General features: G+C 56.6%; 16 protein-coding genes. 2 read left to right on the top strand and 14 right to left on the bottom strand.

The annotated features are described in order from the left end of the window. Nucleotides 1–11: 11 nt before the first annotated feature. The 4 genes from purQ to purC form a co-directional block, all read right to left on the bottom strand. Nucleotides 12–680 carry a phosphoribosylformylglycinamidine synthase subunit PurQ gene (purQ, locus tag ACR0D6_RS08585; RefSeq protein WP_480449693.1) on the bottom strand — a complete coding sequence of 223 codons (669 nt, stop codon included), beginning with the start codon at nucleotides 678–680 and terminating at the stop codon, nucleotides 12–14. 57 nt (nucleotides 681–737) lie between these two features. After that, entirely contained in the window at nucleotides 738–968 is a 231-nt protein-coding gene (gene purS / locus ACR0D6_RS08580; protein ID WP_170652422.1) for a phosphoribosylformylglycinamidine synthase subunit PurS, read from the bottom strand. A gap of 124 nt (nucleotides 969–1,092) precedes the next feature. Beyond that, complete coding sequence (locus ACR0D6_RS08575) at nucleotides 1,093–1,773, bottom strand: MarC family protein (RefSeq protein ID WP_480765191.1); 681 nt, start codon at nucleotides 1,771–1,773, stop codon at nucleotides 1,093–1,095. Nucleotides 1,774–1,927: 154 nt separating this feature from the next. Next, complete coding sequence (gene purC / locus ACR0D6_RS08570; protein WP_170652418.1) at nucleotides 1,928–2,683, bottom strand: phosphoribosylaminoimidazolesuccinocarboxamide synthase; 756 nt, start codon at nucleotides 2,681–2,683, stop codon at nucleotides 1,928–1,930. Between the two features lie 138 nt (nucleotides 2,684–2,821). Between purC and ACR0D6_RS08565 the strand changes: the two genes are divergently transcribed. Continuing rightward, a complete protein-coding gene (locus tag ACR0D6_RS08565; protein ID WP_480765252.1) occupies nucleotides 2,822–3,190 on the top strand; it encodes a DUF1476 domain-containing protein in 369 nt (122 codons plus the stop codon). A 119-nt stretch (nucleotides 3,191–3,309) separates the two neighbouring features. Beyond that, on the top strand, nucleotides 3,310–4,326 hold the full coding sequence (gene bmt / locus ACR0D6_RS08560; protein WP_480765190.1) for a betaine--homocysteine S-methyltransferase: 1,017 nt from the start codon (nucleotides 3,310–3,312) through the stop codon (nucleotides 4,324–4,326). Between the two features lie 48 nt (nucleotides 4,327–4,374). Here the strand turns inward: bmt and ACR0D6_RS08555 are convergent, their stop codons facing one another. From ACR0D6_RS08555 to ACR0D6_RS08510, 10 genes are all read right to left on the bottom strand, one after another. Beyond that, on the bottom strand, nucleotides 4,375–5,934 hold the full coding sequence (locus tag ACR0D6_RS08555) for a S1 family peptidase (RefSeq protein WP_480765189.1): 1,560 nt from the start codon (nucleotides 5,932–5,934) through the stop codon (nucleotides 4,375–4,377). Nucleotides 5,935–5,976: 42 nt separating this feature from the next. Then, entirely contained in the window at nucleotides 5,977–6,753 is a 777-nt protein-coding gene (locus ACR0D6_RS08550) for an enoyl-CoA hydratase-related protein (protein ID WP_480765188.1), read from the bottom strand. A gap of 74 nt (nucleotides 6,754–6,827) precedes the next feature. Further along, on the bottom strand, nucleotides 6,828–7,283 hold the full coding sequence (locus ACR0D6_RS08545; protein ID WP_170652409.1) for a cytochrome c-type biogenesis protein: 456 nt from the start codon (nucleotides 7,281–7,283) through the stop codon (nucleotides 6,828–6,830). Beyond that, nucleotides 7,280–9,244: a heme lyase CcmF/NrfE family subunit gene (locus tag ACR0D6_RS08540; protein WP_480765187.1), complete on the bottom strand. Its 1,965-nt coding sequence runs from the start codon at nucleotides 9,242–9,244 to the stop codon at nucleotides 7,280–7,282. The genes ACR0D6_RS08545 and ACR0D6_RS08540 overlap by 4 nt, the downstream gene beginning before the upstream one ends. Before the next feature lie 74 nt (nucleotides 9,245–9,318). Continuing rightward, a complete protein-coding gene (locus ACR0D6_RS08535) occupies nucleotides 9,319–9,897 on the bottom strand; it encodes a holin family protein (RefSeq protein WP_480765186.1) in 579 nt (192 codons plus the stop codon). Continuing rightward, complete coding sequence (locus tag ACR0D6_RS08530) at nucleotides 9,888–10,499, bottom strand: holin-associated N-acetylmuramidase (protein WP_480765185.1); 612 nt, start codon at nucleotides 10,497–10,499, stop codon at nucleotides 9,888–9,890. Before ACR0D6_RS08530 ends, ACR0D6_RS08535 begins: the two co-directional genes overlap by 10 nt. Nucleotides 10,500–10,635: 136 nt before the next feature. Then, nucleotides 10,636–11,082, bottom strand: a complete 447-nt coding sequence (ccmE, locus tag ACR0D6_RS08525; protein ID WP_170652401.1) for a cytochrome c maturation protein CcmE — start codon at nucleotides 11,080–11,082, stop codon at nucleotides 10,636–10,638. A gap of 7 nt (nucleotides 11,083–11,089) precedes the next feature. Beyond that, nucleotides 11,090–12,118 (bottom strand): N-acetyl-gamma-glutamyl-phosphate reductase, encoded by a 1,029-nt coding sequence (gene argC / locus ACR0D6_RS08520; protein WP_480765184.1) that lies wholly within the window; start codon nucleotides 12,116–12,118, stop codon nucleotides 11,090–11,092. Nucleotides 12,119–12,212: 94 nt separating this feature from the next. Next, on the bottom strand, nucleotides 12,213–13,022 hold the full coding sequence (locus ACR0D6_RS08515; protein WP_480765183.1) for a glutamate racemase: 810 nt from the start codon (nucleotides 13,020–13,022) through the stop codon (nucleotides 12,213–12,215). 8 nt (nucleotides 13,023–13,030) lie between these two features. Next, nucleotides 13,031–13,909, bottom strand: a complete 879-nt coding sequence (locus tag ACR0D6_RS08510; protein ID WP_480765182.1) for a lysophospholipid acyltransferase family protein — start codon at nucleotides 13,907–13,909, stop codon at nucleotides 13,031–13,033. Between the last annotated feature and the right edge of the window lie 8 nt (nucleotides 13,910–13,917).

The raw sequence follows: 13,917 nt of genomic DNA, 5'->3' as shown, positions 1-13,917 counted from the left end.
GCGTACTCAAGTCACGCCGGTGCGAGGACACCTGACAATGCGCGGAAGAGCGCCACCCCATCCGTTCCGCCGTGGCCCTCATCCGCCGCCCGTTCAGGGTGCGGCATCATGCCCAATACCCGTCGGTTGTCGGACAGAACCCCCGCGATGTCGTCGCACGAACCGTTTGGGTTGTCGGCATAGGTGAAAGCGATGCGATCCTGATCGCGCAGGGCTGCCAGTGTTTCGTCATCTGCAAAATAGTTGCCATCGTGGTGTGCGATCGGAATGTTGATCACGTCACCCGCGTTGTAACCTTCGGTGAACGCACTGTCGCTTGTTTCTACCTTCAGTCCAACGGTTCGGCAGATATATTTAAGTCCCGCATTGCGAAGAAGAGCCCCCGGCAGAATGCCGGTTTCCGTCAAAATCTGAAACCCGTTGCAAATCCCGACAGCATAACCACCCCGAGCAGTGTGCTCGACCACCGCCTTACAGATCGGTGACTGTGCCGCGATGGCGCCGCAACGCAGATAGTCGCCATACGAAAAGCCGCCCGGAACGCCGACGATATCGACACCATCCGGCAGCGACGCGTCCTTGTGCCAGACCATGTCCACCTGAAATCCGGCCTGTTCGAAGGCGACGGCCAGATCACGGTCACAGTTGGAACCGGGAAAAACAACAACGGCTGCGCGCATGGCAAAACCTCCTGGGTCTCAAATCAATTGGGTTGCCGCATCCGCGGCCCGAGAGGGTCAGACCAGCTCGATCTCGTAGCGTTCGATCACAGTGTTGGCGAGCAGCTTTTCGCACATCTCGGTCACATCCGCCTCGGTCGCACCTTCGGTCAGTTCAAGATCGATCACTTTGCCCTGACGCACGCCCTCGACCTTGTCAAAGCCCAAGGCACCCAACGCGTGACGCACCGCCTCGCCCTGCGGGTCCAGAACCCCATTCTTGAGCATCACATGTACCCGTGCTTTCATTTCCTGCAACTCCACCTGTGCCCCGCCAACCAACGGAACCTTTTCCTTTGCGCGGGGGATACCCTGCTTCAAATAATTGGACAACCCTTTGCCATGAGGACTGATGACCGCAGGTAAGTCGCGCTCAGTTCGATCCGGCGCCAGTCTGCCCGGAACTCAACCCCGGATAATGCGCGTCAATGGCGTGGAATGTTCCGGTCAGTACCATCTCGACCGATACTGCGACCAGAATTATCGCCATAATACGGGTAATTACACTGATCATTGTCGGGCCAAGAAACCGCGAAATACCATCCGCAAAAATCAACCCAAGCCCGACGATAGTACAGGCAATCAGTACCGCAGAACCCAATGTTACAACCTCGGCACCCGTGGGAAGCATATGGGCAAACACAATCGTCGTTGCGATCGTCCCGGGTCCGATCGTCAGGGGAATCGCCAATGGCACCACGGCGATGCTTCCCTTCCTGGCATGTCCGTCCTTGGCCGCATCCTGATCTCCCTGTGATCTGTCCGAGGCGTTCAGCATGGTCAGACCAACGCCAAAGATTATGATCCCGCCCGCAATTCGGAATGACGGAATATCAATTCCAAATATGGCAAGCACCTCTTCTCCGACCATTACGGCGACCAAGGCCACTACGGTCACCGTCGCCGTCACGATCAGGGCAATGCGCCTCCGCTCGGTCTGAGAGTAGCCTTCGGTCATTCCCAGAAAGATCGGAATGCCATAGAGCGGATTGAAGATTGCCAGCAAAGCCGCAAGGAACTTCAAAAATATCGCCTGATCAAACAGTTCGCCCATTTTTTGATTACCCTTGTTCCAACTGCTCTCAGAAAAGATCGAAACCAGACTGCACTGTCAATCTGACTGAGCGGGCCAATAAAAAAACGCGAACCGTCAAAAAGGCGATTCGCGTTTCATTTCTTGTGGCCACAAACCCGTGGCGGATACGAAGTCAGTTGATCAGCGTTGGCTTGGTTACCGCTGACTTGGGCAGCACACCCAAACGGCGCGCAACTTCGGAATATGCGTCTGTCAGGCTTCCCAGATCCCGGCGGAAAACGTCCTTGTCCAGTTTCTGGCCAGTTTCTATATCCCACAACCGGCAACTATCCGGGCTGATCTCATCCGCCACGATCAGGCGCTGGAAGTCACCATCGTACACGCGACCAATCTCGATCTTGAAATCGATCAGACGGATGCCCACTGCCAGCATCATGCCGCTCATGAAATCATTCACGCGCAGCGCCAGACTCAGAATATCGTCCATGTCCTGCTGACCAGCCCAGCCAAACGCGGCGATATGTTCTTCGGTCACCAAAGGATCACCCAGCGCGTCATCCTTGTAGCAGTATTCAACAATCGGACGCGGCAATTGCGTGCCTTCGGCAATGCCCAGACGTTTTGTCAGCGACCCGGCTGCATAGTTGCGCACGATCACCTCCAGCGGGACGATTTCGCAACTGCGCACCAGCTGTTCGCGCATGTTCAGACGACGAATGAAATGCGTCGGCACACCGATCTGGGCCAGACCCGTCATGAAGAATTCGCTCAGACGATTGTTCAGAACGCCTTTGCCTTCGATTACGTCTTTTTTTTCCGCGTTGAAGGCGGTGGCGTCGTCCTTGAAATACTGAACGATAGTACCCGGTTCCGGGCCTTCGTACAGAATCTTGGCTTTGCCTTCATAAATCTTCTTGCGACGCGCCATAAGCGACCCTTCCAGTCTGGAGCGAGGGATTGAGTCCCTTCGCGTTGGCGCCCTCATAAGCCAAGCCCCCCTTTCCCGCAAGTTTACATGCCCGAGGGGGTTTGACGCAGCGCAAATACCTTGCGCACCGTGGCGCGTATGGTCATATCATCAGGAAACAAAATGTCACCCAAAGAGGTCCTAAATACCATGACCACATTTGACGAACGCGAAACAGCGTTTGAAAACAAATTCGCCCATGACGAAAAAATGCAGTTTCTTGCCCGCATGCGCCGTAACCGGTTCATGGCTGTTTGGGCTTCTGCACTGAAAGGTGAAACTGTCGAGAAAGCCCGGAAATATGGGCAAGAACTGGTTCAGACCGATCTCCAGCACGTCAGTGAAGATGATGTGGTCAATGCCGTACTTGGCTATTTGGGCAATCTGACCGATGAGCAGACCGTTCGTCAAAAGATGGCCGAATTGTTGGTTGAAGCAAAAGAACAGGTTCTCAGCGAATCTGAGTAACTTGACCAAAAACTCATGATCTTCATGAGCTTTATGAATTTGATTTGACGCCCCGTTCATGAAACATGGGGCGTCTCTTTTTTGGTGTGCAGGAAACACCACTTTTTTGGATCACAACAATGACAAACGCACTTTCCAAACTGCTCGACACCGCTGATGCCATCCTTGCGGACGGTGCGACCGGGACGAATTTGTTCGACATGGGCCTTCAATCCGGCGACGCACCTGAATTATGGAATTGCGATGCGCCCGAAAAGATCACGGCGCTGTACAAAGGCTCTGTCGATGCGGGCAGCGATCTGTTTCTGACCAATACCTTCGGAGGATCGGCGGCACGTCTGAAATTGCACGATGCGCAAGGTCGCGTTCGTGAGTTGAATCGCGCAGGCGCAGAAATTGGCCGGGAAGTTGCAGACAAAGCGGGTCGAACTGTGATCGTCGCAGGATCAGTTGGCCCGACCGGAGAGATCATGGAGCCCGTTGGCAGCCTGTCTCATGCCGAGGCCGTCGAAATGTTCCACGAACAGGCCGAGGGTCTGAAAGAGGGAGGTGTTGACGTTCTGTGGTTGGAAACCATCAGTGCACCCGAGGAATTCCGCGCTGCGGCCGAAGCATTTGCCTTGGTGGATATGCCCTGGTGCGGCACCATGAGCTTTGACACAGCCGGGCGCACCATGATGGGCGTTACGTCCTCAGATCTGGCGCAGTTGGTTGAAACGCTGCCCAACCCGCCGATTGCATTTGGGGCAAATTGCGGAACTGGCGCATCGGACATTTTGCGCACGGTATTGGGGTTTGCGGCCCAAGGCACCGAGCGCCCGATTATTTCCAAGGGAAACGCCGGTATTCCAAAATATGTCGACGGACATATTCACTATGACGGAACCCCGGAGCTCATGGGCCACTATGCTGCGATGGCGCGGGATTCGGGTGCGACTATCATCGGCGGCTGCTGCGGTACAAAGCCTGAGCACCTGCGCAAAATGCGTGAAGCTCTGGATACGGAAACACGCGGAAACCGCCCGACGCTTGATCAGATTACCAGCGCGTTGGGACCTTTCTCGTCGGCATCAGACGGAACTGGCGACGACGCAGAAGCCACCGAGCGTCGCAGTCGTCGTCGCCGCAGAGCCTAAAAGCTGAACTTCGCCAAAAGTTACGAGCCGCCCAAAGGACGGCTTGTTTTATTGTGACGGTTCGAATTCAGCAAGTAATGCCCTGACCTGAGCAGTCGGCACACCCAGATTCGATCCGCCAAACTCGGGAATGATGGCGGCATTCACCGCCACGACCTCTCCTGACAGGTTCAGAACCGGACCGCCGCTGCCGCCATGCGTGGTTTCTGCATCGTAGACAATGGCGGCGTCGGTGGCCTGCCCAACAATCCCCCTGCTGGAAAGCGGCGACATCAATCCGGCCTCTGACAGGCGCGCAGCAACCTGCCAGAACCCTGTTTCACCTTTCTCCCGAAGCTGTTCCACGAAGGCCTCACCCGATTGCGCCAATAGCGACATAAGACCTGTGGGATACCCCATCACAAGCACTTCCTGTCCCGGCTCGGGAACCTGATCGGCCAAAAGTAAACCGTCAGGCAACTTCATGTCCTGCACAGGCCTGATCAGCGCCAGATCCGCTGAATCACTGACCGCAACCCGGGAAAGATCGATGGGGCCGGTCTGATCCGGAAAATAGGCCACAAAGCGGATCATCCGAGGCTCCATCGATTCACCACCCACGCTGACCCCCGGCTCCCCCTCCCACGGAACGGCGACGTGCCTGTTGGTGACGATCAGGCCGGTTTCGCGCAGAACAAACCCTGTTCCGTTAAACTGCACTTCGGCAACAGGTCCGTTCCCGTCCAGTGACAGCATTGGTTTGCCATTGGGTAACCGCATTGGCACCCCGCTTGGGTCGAGAACCTGCCGCAACATGCGTTTCGATTCTACGTGCATCAATCCGTACCCGCCCTGAATAAACGCGATTGCTTCGGTCGCCTGACCAACAACTCGCGTGGCTGCCCCCGATCGCGCCTCCAGCGACTGCAACCGTTCGGCATGCACCGATACCCGCGCACGCAACTCTTCCTGCAAAGCCGCCAGATCACCGGGCCGGATAACCTGTCGCTGTGTTTCGGACAGTGCGGCGGCGACAGCTTCCACCTGAAACTGACCACTTTGGATTTGGGCCTTCAGGTTTCGGTCTGCCTGAAACTGGGCAAAGACCGCCATCGCCAACAAAAGCAGCGAGATCAGAACGCCGGTACGAAACAACAGCGTCCTGTCTCCAACTATGCGTGAAAATACCCCGGATACTGAATGAACAATCCGGCTTGCAAACGGTTTTCGACTGCTGCGCAGGTAGGATACGGCGTCGTCTAGGACTTCTCCAAAGGTAGGCTTGGGACAACTATCGTCGTCGTAAACCCTGAACCTGGATAATGGACCGATGTCCCCGAATTCGATCGTGTCGCCCTGAGAAAGCGGCGTTTGCAACACCGGATTTCGATTGACCCAGATTTCCGCACCATCAACGGCCTCGACCGAAAAAACCTCACCATCACGCAACATACGCGCAACGTGCCGTCCCTCTGGCAGTCTTGCACCCGGTAACAGAACGCGCAGGCCACCATCCGGATCCAGCCAGATGTCCATGGCGTCTGTTGTGATCCACGAGTAATGGCCCCGGTTTCGACCGGTGAGATGTTCCAGAACTGCGGCACAGGGGCTTGGTGTCGGGACTGTCATCGCCCGAGTATCACGCCCCTGCGCCAGAGCTTTGTCAATGTCTTAGCGTCCTTCAAACCTCGCGGGACGCTTTTCAAGAAAGGCGACGACACCTTCGGTGAAATCACGCGTGCGCCCGCAATCGCCCTGCAGATGCGCCTCGATCGTCAACTGCTCGGACAGGTTCTTGTCATACGTGCCGCGGATCGCCTTTTTGATTGCACCGAAACCTGCTGTGGGGCCTTTTGCGAGATAATCAGCCCGCTTGCGCCAATGAGCATCGAACTGGTCATCCGCTACTGCTTCCCAGATCAACCCCCAGTCATCGGCCTGACGGGCGCTGATCTTGTCTGCGAAAAGTGCAGCTCCCATGGCCTTGGCAAGGCCCATCTGGCGCGGCATGAACCATGTACCGCCTGCATCCGGCATCAGGCCGATCCGGGCGAAAGCCTGTAAGAAATACGCACTTTCAGTTGCAATGACGACATCGGCGCACAACGCCAAATTCGCCCCCGCTCCTGCGGCAGGGCCATTCACCGCAGCAACAGTTGGAACGGGGCAGTCGTACACCGCCTCAAGCATGGGTTCGTATTCGTCCCGCAGGGAGCGTTCGAGGTCGATGTTACCCGTACTCGACGCGTCGCCCAGATCCTGCCCGGAACAAAACGCCCCTCCTGCCCCTGTCAGTACGATTGCGCGGGCATGGCGCGCCGCATGTTTCATCGCATGGGTGATCTCGGCCCGCATCTGGGCTGTCAGCGCGTTCATCTTGTCCGGCCGGTTCAAAGTCAGAACCGCAAGATCGTCAGTAATATCGAGAAGAACGGATTCGTATTCCATGAAAGACCCTCGCGTGCGTTTTGGCTGCCTGCAAACTGACGTAAGCTAACGTGAAGGGAAAGCGGAACCGCGCGTCACTCGTCCAGAATTTGACGCAGCCGCTCCTTTTCCTCGTCACTCAACCCGGCGCTTTCGGGGTTTGAGGACGACCGCGACCGCCCTCTGAGGAAATTCCAACCAAGCCCGGCCGCAATCAACATCATGATCGGCCCAGAAAGCCACAACAGCATGTTGGCGCCTGTATTGGTCGGCTTGAGAAGTACATATTCGCCATACCGGTCAACGATGAATGCCACGGCTTCTTCATCAGTATCACCTGCCACTAGCCGTTCACGCAGCAGGATACGCAGGTCGCGGGCCAGATCGGCGTTGCTTTCGTCAATGCTTTCATTGCGGCACACCAGACACCGCAACCCAGTACTAAGATCACGCGCGCGCGCCTCAAGTGCCGGATCATCCAGAACTTCGTCGGGCTCGACCGCGAACAGCGGTGATGCCGCAAGCAACAGGATCAGGATAAACCGTTTCATTCCGCAGGCACTCCCTTAACCGGGGTCTTGCGCGCACCGGCTGCGACACGAAAGCGCCGATCCGACAGGCTGAGCAAGCCACCAAGAGCCATCAGAATGCAGCCCCCCCAAAGCCAGTTGGCCAGCGGTTTGATATAGGTCCGCATGATCCAGCTTCCGTCGTTCTGGCGGTCGCCAATCACGACATAGACGTCACGCAAGAAGCGATAGTCGATAGCGGCCTCGGTCGTCGGCATACGCGCCACCGGATATTCTCTTTTTTCGGGGTGCAATGTAGTTACGAAACGGCCATTCTTTTCCACCAAAACTGACGCCATCGTCGAATTGTAGTTTGGCCCCTGAACACGCTGAACGTCCTGAAGTGTCAGAGTAAAACCACCGACCTCGAAGGGTGCGCCAAGGTTCGTGACGCGAATATCCTCGACCTCCCACGACGTCAGACCCGCAATGGCAAAGATCGTGACCCCCAAACCGGTGTGTGCAACGGCCTTACCCCAATCGGCACGTGGAAGGCGCATCAGGCGCGCCAGATTCCCCTTGCGACCAGTGCGGCTCCATAAATCAACGGCTGCACCGAAGGTGATCCATGCGCCAAGGAACAGCCCGACCGGTCCCAACGCACTGCGCCCGCTTTGCATCGCCCAAACCAGCAGCGCCAGCGCCAACGCCAGTCCAAACGCGTAACGCAGAGACCAGGCGACACGCCCCAGCTTGCCCCGCTTCCACGGCAGCATCGAACCCAGAGGCAGAACCAGTCCCAGAACGACCATGAATGGCGTGAATGCAGCGTCGAAGAACGGCGCCCCGACTGACAGTTTCCGATCAAACAGCATCTCGGCCACAATCGGCCAAAGTGTTCCGAAGAACACCACAAAGCAGCTTACGGCCAACAGAATGTTGTTTACCACCAGGGCGCTTTCACGGCTGATCATGCCAAATACACCCTTGGCCTGCATCGCCTGAGCCCGCGCGGCGAAAAGGGTCAACGCGCCACCGATGAAAATGATCAGGATGAACAGGATAAAGACACCCCTTTCGGGATCATTGGCAAAGGCATGAACCGAGGTCAGCAAGCCCGAGCGCACGATGAACGTGCCAATCAGCGAGAAACCAAATGCAATGATCGCCAGCAGGATCGTCCAGCTTTTCAACGCCTCGCGCTTTTCGACCACAATGGCCGAATGCAACAGCGCGGCAGCCAACAACCACGGCATGAAAGAGGCGTTTTCAACAGGGTCCCAGAACCAGTACCCGCCCCAACCAAGCTCGTAATAGGCCCACCATGACCCCAGTGCGATACCGATGGTCAGGAACATCCAGGCCGTCAGCGTCCATGGGCGAACCCACCGCCCCCATGCGGCGTCCACACGCCCCTCGATCAGCGCGGCGACGGCAAAGCTGAACGCCATACTCAGGCCCACGTATCCAAGGTACAGAAACGGCGGATGGAATGCGAGGCCGGGGTCCTGCAATAGTGGGTTCAGGTCCTGCCCGTCAAAGGGCGGTACAGCCAATCGGACAAACGGGTTTGACGTAAACAGAATGAACGCAAAAAACGCGACGCCAATCGCCGCCTGAACGGCCAATACGCGCGCCTTCAGCGTAGGCGGAAGCCCACCCCCAAACCATGCTGCCAATGCGCCGAACAGTGTGACGATCAGGACCCACAACAGCATAGAGCCCTCGTGGTTCCCCCATGTACCGCTGATCTTGTACAGCATCGGCTTGGCAGAGTGGCTGTTCTCGACCACCACGCGCAACGAGAAATCCGACGTGACAAACGCCCAGACCAGCGCACCGAATGCAAAGGCTGTCAGCAGGAACTGCGCTGTGGCAGCGGGCTCGGCAAATGCCATCCATCCGGACCAGCGTTTACCGGCGCCAACCAGTGGGACAACGGTCTGAACAATCGCGACGAAGAACGCGAGGATGAGGGCGAAGTGACCAAGCTCTGTAATCATGGTGTGGGTATAATCCCACGCTCAGACAGGCGCCAATCACTTTCGCCGGTTTCAGGCGCACATAGTGTCGCGGTTTAGCTGTTTTTCTGCTTCAGCCATGCAGTCAGAGCCGGATTGTCATCAGGTTCAATCGACTTCATCGCAAGTTCCGCATCGCCATTGGTTTCAGCATTTCCAGGGTTGTCATGCCGCAGCCTTTGCAACGCTCGGGTATTCGCTGCAATTTCAGGCGCTCGTATCATCGTCGCCGCGATTTCACGGTGCAAATCCTGCGCTTTGGACTGATGACGCGCACCGAAATAGAACGAAACAACCACTCCGAACAGCCACCAAAGCGGTTCTGGCACCAGCGCAATCCCCTGCATCCGCGCAGCAAACCACAGCGGATCGACCATCGCAGACACAAAAAGCCCGATGGCCCCCAAGGCCAGCGCCGGACGCGGAATACGGTTGATCCCATCCATAAAGCGATCAAAACCGCCCTTTCGCGGCACCTGAAACTCGGCCGCGAACTGAGCCATCGCCTGCCCGTGCACAGAAACCGCCCTTTCGGCCCCTGCCTCTGCGTTCTCGCGAAAAACTTCGGCTGTCTCGCGCACTACGTTTCGCCCGTTACCGAACAACAAGCTCAAGAAACCCGATATCAGGCCCATGCCGCCACCCTGCGCTGAAACTCTGCGTCGCTCATGTGGTATTTTGGCGAAAGGAACTCTTCCGCCCGGCGTATCCACCCGCCTTTGCCCCCTGACCTGTTGCGCGCGTATTTTCTCGATGCAGGTCTGCCGTCAGCAAGTCGAAAATAATAGTTCCGTCGCGCTATGCCGTAGGCGTCCCTCAAAAGGACCGGGTCGGGCTGGGCCGCGTTTTGTGCCGCGGCTTGGGTCTGAGGGCCAATTACACCATCCACGGCAACATCAAACCCCATGTCCCGCAGTAACCGTTGCAGAATTTTAACGGCCTGCGCCCCGGCATTAACATACATATCAAACAGCGACGGTTGCAGCGTTTCGGGCATACGCTCCAAGCAGGGTTGCTGATAGTAATGACTCAAGAAGATTTCTACCGCATCATCGCGGCTGAGGGCGTGAACATCCGCCAATCCAATCCGCCCATCGCCGGTCAGGTCCAGCCCAAGCCTGCGAAGGGTGTGGATTGTAACCCCGTATTTCGTGGCGCCGCCGGGATCGTCTGGGTCGTTAACGAAGCCCCCTTCGCGAGCCACGATATCCTCGGCAATCTGCCGTACAGTCTGCATCTAACCACCTCCGGTAAATACAGGGACGGTCCCGAAAAGAGTTTAAGATTGGCGATACAAAACGAGCGCTGCGTGGTTCTTCCACGCAACGCTCTTGGTTATCGGAGCTCGAATTTCGACAGGAATATGGGGCGGATCAGCTTTCGCCGGCCTCTTGGTACACACCTTGTTCTTTAAGGGCATCCATGACTTCTTTCGGCATATATGTTTCGTCGTGTTTCGCAAGAATTTCAGTAGCTTCGAACACACCGTTCACATACTTTCCGGTGCCGATCATTCCCTGATTTTCGGCGAACAGATCCGGCAAAACTCCGGTGAAAACCACCGGTACAGTTTCACCGCCATCCGTCACTGAAAACCTCACGACCTCTCCTTGACCGCGAACCAAAGTCCCCTCTTCGACAAGTCCACCGATGCGGAACACTTCAGTCGGTTCCGGCGGCTCAGCTATGATCTGACTGGGTGAGCGGAAAAAGTTAATGCCGTCGCGCATCGCATACCCAATCAGTCCCGTCGCAATCGCAAGAGCCAAAGCTGCCAGCACGATTACCTGAATACGGCGACGTTTCTTGAGCGATTTCATCTCGTCCTCACGGGAACAATGGGGCCATCATCAGGCCCGTGGTTTCGTTTTCACCTAACATCAGGTTCGCGTTCTGCAAGGCTTGCCCGCTGCTACCTTTTGTCAGGTTATCCAAGGCGCCGATTACGATCGCACGGCGTTCGATCCGATCTGCAGCCACGCCGATATGGCAAAAGTTCGATCCCCGCACGTGGTGCGTCGACGGAGCCTCGCCAAATGGCAACATCTGTATAAAGGGTTCGTTTTCATAGGCGTTACACAAGGCCTCATAAACACTCTGCGGGTCACCCTTTACGTAGGTCGTCGCAAGAATTCCCCGGTTCGCGGGAACCAGATGGGGCGTGAACTGCACATGGACGGTGCGCCCCGCAAGCTTCGAGAATTCCTGATCGAACTCACCCAGATGCCGGTGAGTACCGCCAACCGCATAAGCGTTGTAACCTTCGCTTAGCTCTGCGTGCAGAAGGTTTTCCTTCAACGACCGGCCAGCCCCGGAAACGGCGCATTTCAGGTCCAGAATGATATCATCCAGATCAATCACACCAGCCCCAATCAGCGGACGCAGGACATACTGACCAGTTGCCGCGTTGCATCCTGTGCCAGCCACAACACGTGCCTGCCGGATTTCCTCGCGATAAAATTCAGTCAGGCCATAAACCGCCTCTTGCTGCTGCATCAGCGCAACATGAGGATTGCCGTACCACTTTTCATATTCAGCCGGGTCACTCAGGCGAAAATCTGCGGACAGGTCCACGATTTTCAGGTTTTTGGGCAACTCACGAATAACTTCCTGACTTGTCTTGTGCGGCAGCGCGCAAAAGCACAGGTCGATCTGTGAGAAATCAATCTCGGATATCTTGCACAAATCCGGCAGGTCGAGGTGCCGCAGATGCGGAAAGACCTGAGCCATGCTTTGCCCGGCCTTACGCTCGGCCGCCAGTGCAACGATGTCCATGTTGGGGTGCTCGGCGATCAGCCGCACCAACTCTGCGCCGGTATAACCGGAAGCGCCAAGGATTGCGATTTTATGGGTCATGTCAGACCTCTTGTCTTGATGTGTCACATGTCACGACCGCCGATGCGACGGCCTTGGGAATACGGGATGGGTTAAGCGCGGTCCTTGACCGAAGTCAGGCGGCTTCAAAGGTGATAGGTCGTCGGAGGAACTGCGTCGCCCGGTCACTAACAAAGCCTGGTTTGCCTGTGGTCAGAAAGCCGCCTGTGCCTTCGCCCAACATGTTCGGATGTCGCCGCAGGTAGTCCGCAAGACTTGCGGCTACCAGATCACCCTGACTGAAAACCTTCACGTCCGGTCCAAGTGCGGCCTGAAACGTTTCGGCCATCAGCGGGTAATGCGTGCACCCAAGTATGGCAGCTTGCGGATGCGGCATTTTGCGTTTCAGCGCATCCACATGAGAGCGCACCAGCGCCTCAGCCAGAATCATGTCGCCATCTTCGATGGCGTCTACAACGCCACCGCAACTTTGTGCCTCAACATCAACGCCAATCGCACGGAACGCCAGTTCGCGCTGAAATGCGCGGCTTGCCACGGTTGCAGGGGTCGCAAAAAGCGCAACATGCTTTACCTCAACCTCGCGCGGGGGCGAGTTGTCGCCCCACTGCCGCTCGGTCAGGGCCTCGATAAGCGGAACGAATACGCCCAGCACGCGCTTTCCGTCCGGCACACCTTCTTCCTGCATCCGACGAAGCGCTGCAGCACTTGCAGTATTGCAGGCGAGGATCACCAGATTGCACCCCCGGTCCCACAGTGCATGCACAGCGTTGCGGGTCAGAGAATAAATATCCTCGGCGTCACGAACGCCGTAAGGCGCGTGTGCGCTGTCTGCATAATACAGGAAATCCACGCCGGACAGATGTTCCTGCGCGGCGCAAAGGACGGTCAGCCCGCCCAATCCGGAATCAAAGATGCCTACTGCCATTAGCCCCTTCAGGCGCGATGCCGTTCCTCAAATTCATAGCCATAGTCATAAGACTTCAGCGGCTTCGGGGACAGCTCATACGTGGCTTTGCGCAGAAAATCCATCATCTTGCGCGTGTCAGTAGCCAAAGGGTCCAGAACATCGCGCCCAATGGGGTCACCCACAACCACTCTGACCGGTGCATCGACCCTTTTCTTGAACTCTTTGATCAGCAGTCCCATGCGCAGCGTGTAATGCAAATGGCTGGCGATCTGGAACAGGCGCGAGGTATGTCCATCAAAGAAAAGGGGAACAACTGTTGCATTTGATTTGGCAACCATCCGCGCTGTAAACCCGCGCCAACCCGGATCCATCGGATGAGAAAACGGCGTTGCGGCGGTACTGACGGTACCTCCAGGAAAAATACCGATTGCTCCACCCTGCCCCAAATAATCCAAAGAGGTCTTGCGGGTCTGCAAATTCAGCTTCATCGCCTCTTTCGTATCGTCGAACGAAATCGGCAGAATGATTCTGTTTAGGTCTTCGGCTTTGCGAAACACCTGATTGGCCAGGATACGAAAGTCACCGCGCGTCTCCGACAGGATGTGCCCCATCATCAGACCATCCAGAATGCCGTACGGATGATTGGCGATCAGGATCAATGGACCGTCTTTGGGGATATTCGACAGCGCACCGCCGACCACATCTAGCGACAGGCCATAGCGCTCGACCATGACCGCCCAGAAATCACGCCCGCTGGCGACTTCTTTTTCATACCCATCCGCACGCTTGATCAGCCTCAACCGACCAGTTGTATTTTCCATCAGCTTGATCATCGCCTGCCCACCCTTGGTTTCGGCGGAAAAGGCGTATGAAATGTCACGAGCGACATGTCGGCGCGAAGGCATGGGCAACT

This window comes from Ruegeria sp. BJ6 (genome assembly GCF_056537885.1).
The sequence above is the reverse complement of the archived record's forward strand: the minus strand, read 5'-3'. Positions and strand labels throughout refer to the sequence as shown.

Bases quoted from the DNA above. Each gene is read 5' to 3' on its own strand.
- ACR0D6_RS08565 (WP_480765252.1), top strand. From the start codon at position 2,822: ATGGTCATATCATCAGGAAACAAAATGTCACCCAAAGAGGTCCTAAAT.
- ACR0D6_RS08540 (WP_480765187.1), bottom strand. From the start codon at position 9,244: ATGATTACAGAGCTTGGTCACTTCGCCCTCATCCTCGCGTTCTTCGTC.
- purC (WP_170652418.1), bottom strand. From the start codon at position 2,683: ATGGCGCGTCGCAAGAAGATTTATGAAGGCAAAGCCAAGATTCTGTAC.
- ACR0D6_RS08545 (WP_170652409.1), bottom strand. From the start codon at position 7,283: ATGAAACGGTTTATCCTGATCCTGTTGCTTGCGGCATCACCGCTGTTC.
- ACR0D6_RS08550 (WP_480765188.1), bottom strand. From the start codon at position 6,753: ATGGAATACGAATCCGTTCTTCTCGATATTACTGACGATCTTGCGGTT.
- ACR0D6_RS08535 (WP_480765186.1), bottom strand. From the start codon at position 9,897: ATGGGCCTGATATCGGGTTTCTTGAGCTTGTTGTTCGGTAACGGGCGA.
- bmt (WP_480765190.1), top strand. From the start codon at position 3,310: ATGACAAACGCACTTTCCAAACTGCTCGACACCGCTGATGCCATCCTT.
- ACR0D6_RS08510 (WP_480765182.1), bottom strand. From the start codon at position 13,909: ATGCCTTCGCGCCGACATGTCGCTCGTGACATTTCATACGCCTTTTCC.
- ccmE (WP_170652401.1), bottom strand. From the start codon at position 11,082: ATGAAATCGCTCAAGAAACGTCGCCGTATTCAGGTAATCGTGCTGGCA.
- ACR0D6_RS08575 (WP_480765191.1), bottom strand. From the start codon at position 1,773: ATGGGCGAACTGTTTGATCAGGCGATATTTTTGAAGTTCCTTGCGGCT.
- argC (WP_480765184.1), bottom strand. From the start codon at position 12,118: ATGACCCATAAAATCGCAATCCTTGGCGCTTCCGGTTATACCGGCGCA.
- ACR0D6_RS08530 (WP_480765185.1), bottom strand. From the start codon at position 10,499: ATGCAGACTGTACGGCAGATTGCCGAGGATATCGTGGCTCGCGAAGGG.
- ACR0D6_RS08515 (WP_480765183.1), bottom strand. From the start codon at position 13,022: ATGGCAGTAGGCATCTTTGATTCCGGATTGGGCGGGCTGACCGTCCTT.
- ACR0D6_RS08555 (WP_480765189.1), bottom strand. From the start codon at position 5,934: ATGACAGTCCCGACACCAAGCCCCTGTGCCGCAGTTCTGGAACATCTC.
- purQ (WP_480449693.1), bottom strand. From the start codon at position 680: ATGCGCGCAGCCGTTGTTGTTTTTCCCGGTTCCAACTGTGACCGTGAT.
- purS (WP_170652422.1), bottom strand. From the start codon at position 968: ATGAAAGCACGGGTACATGTGATGCTCAAGAATGGGGTTCTGGACCCG.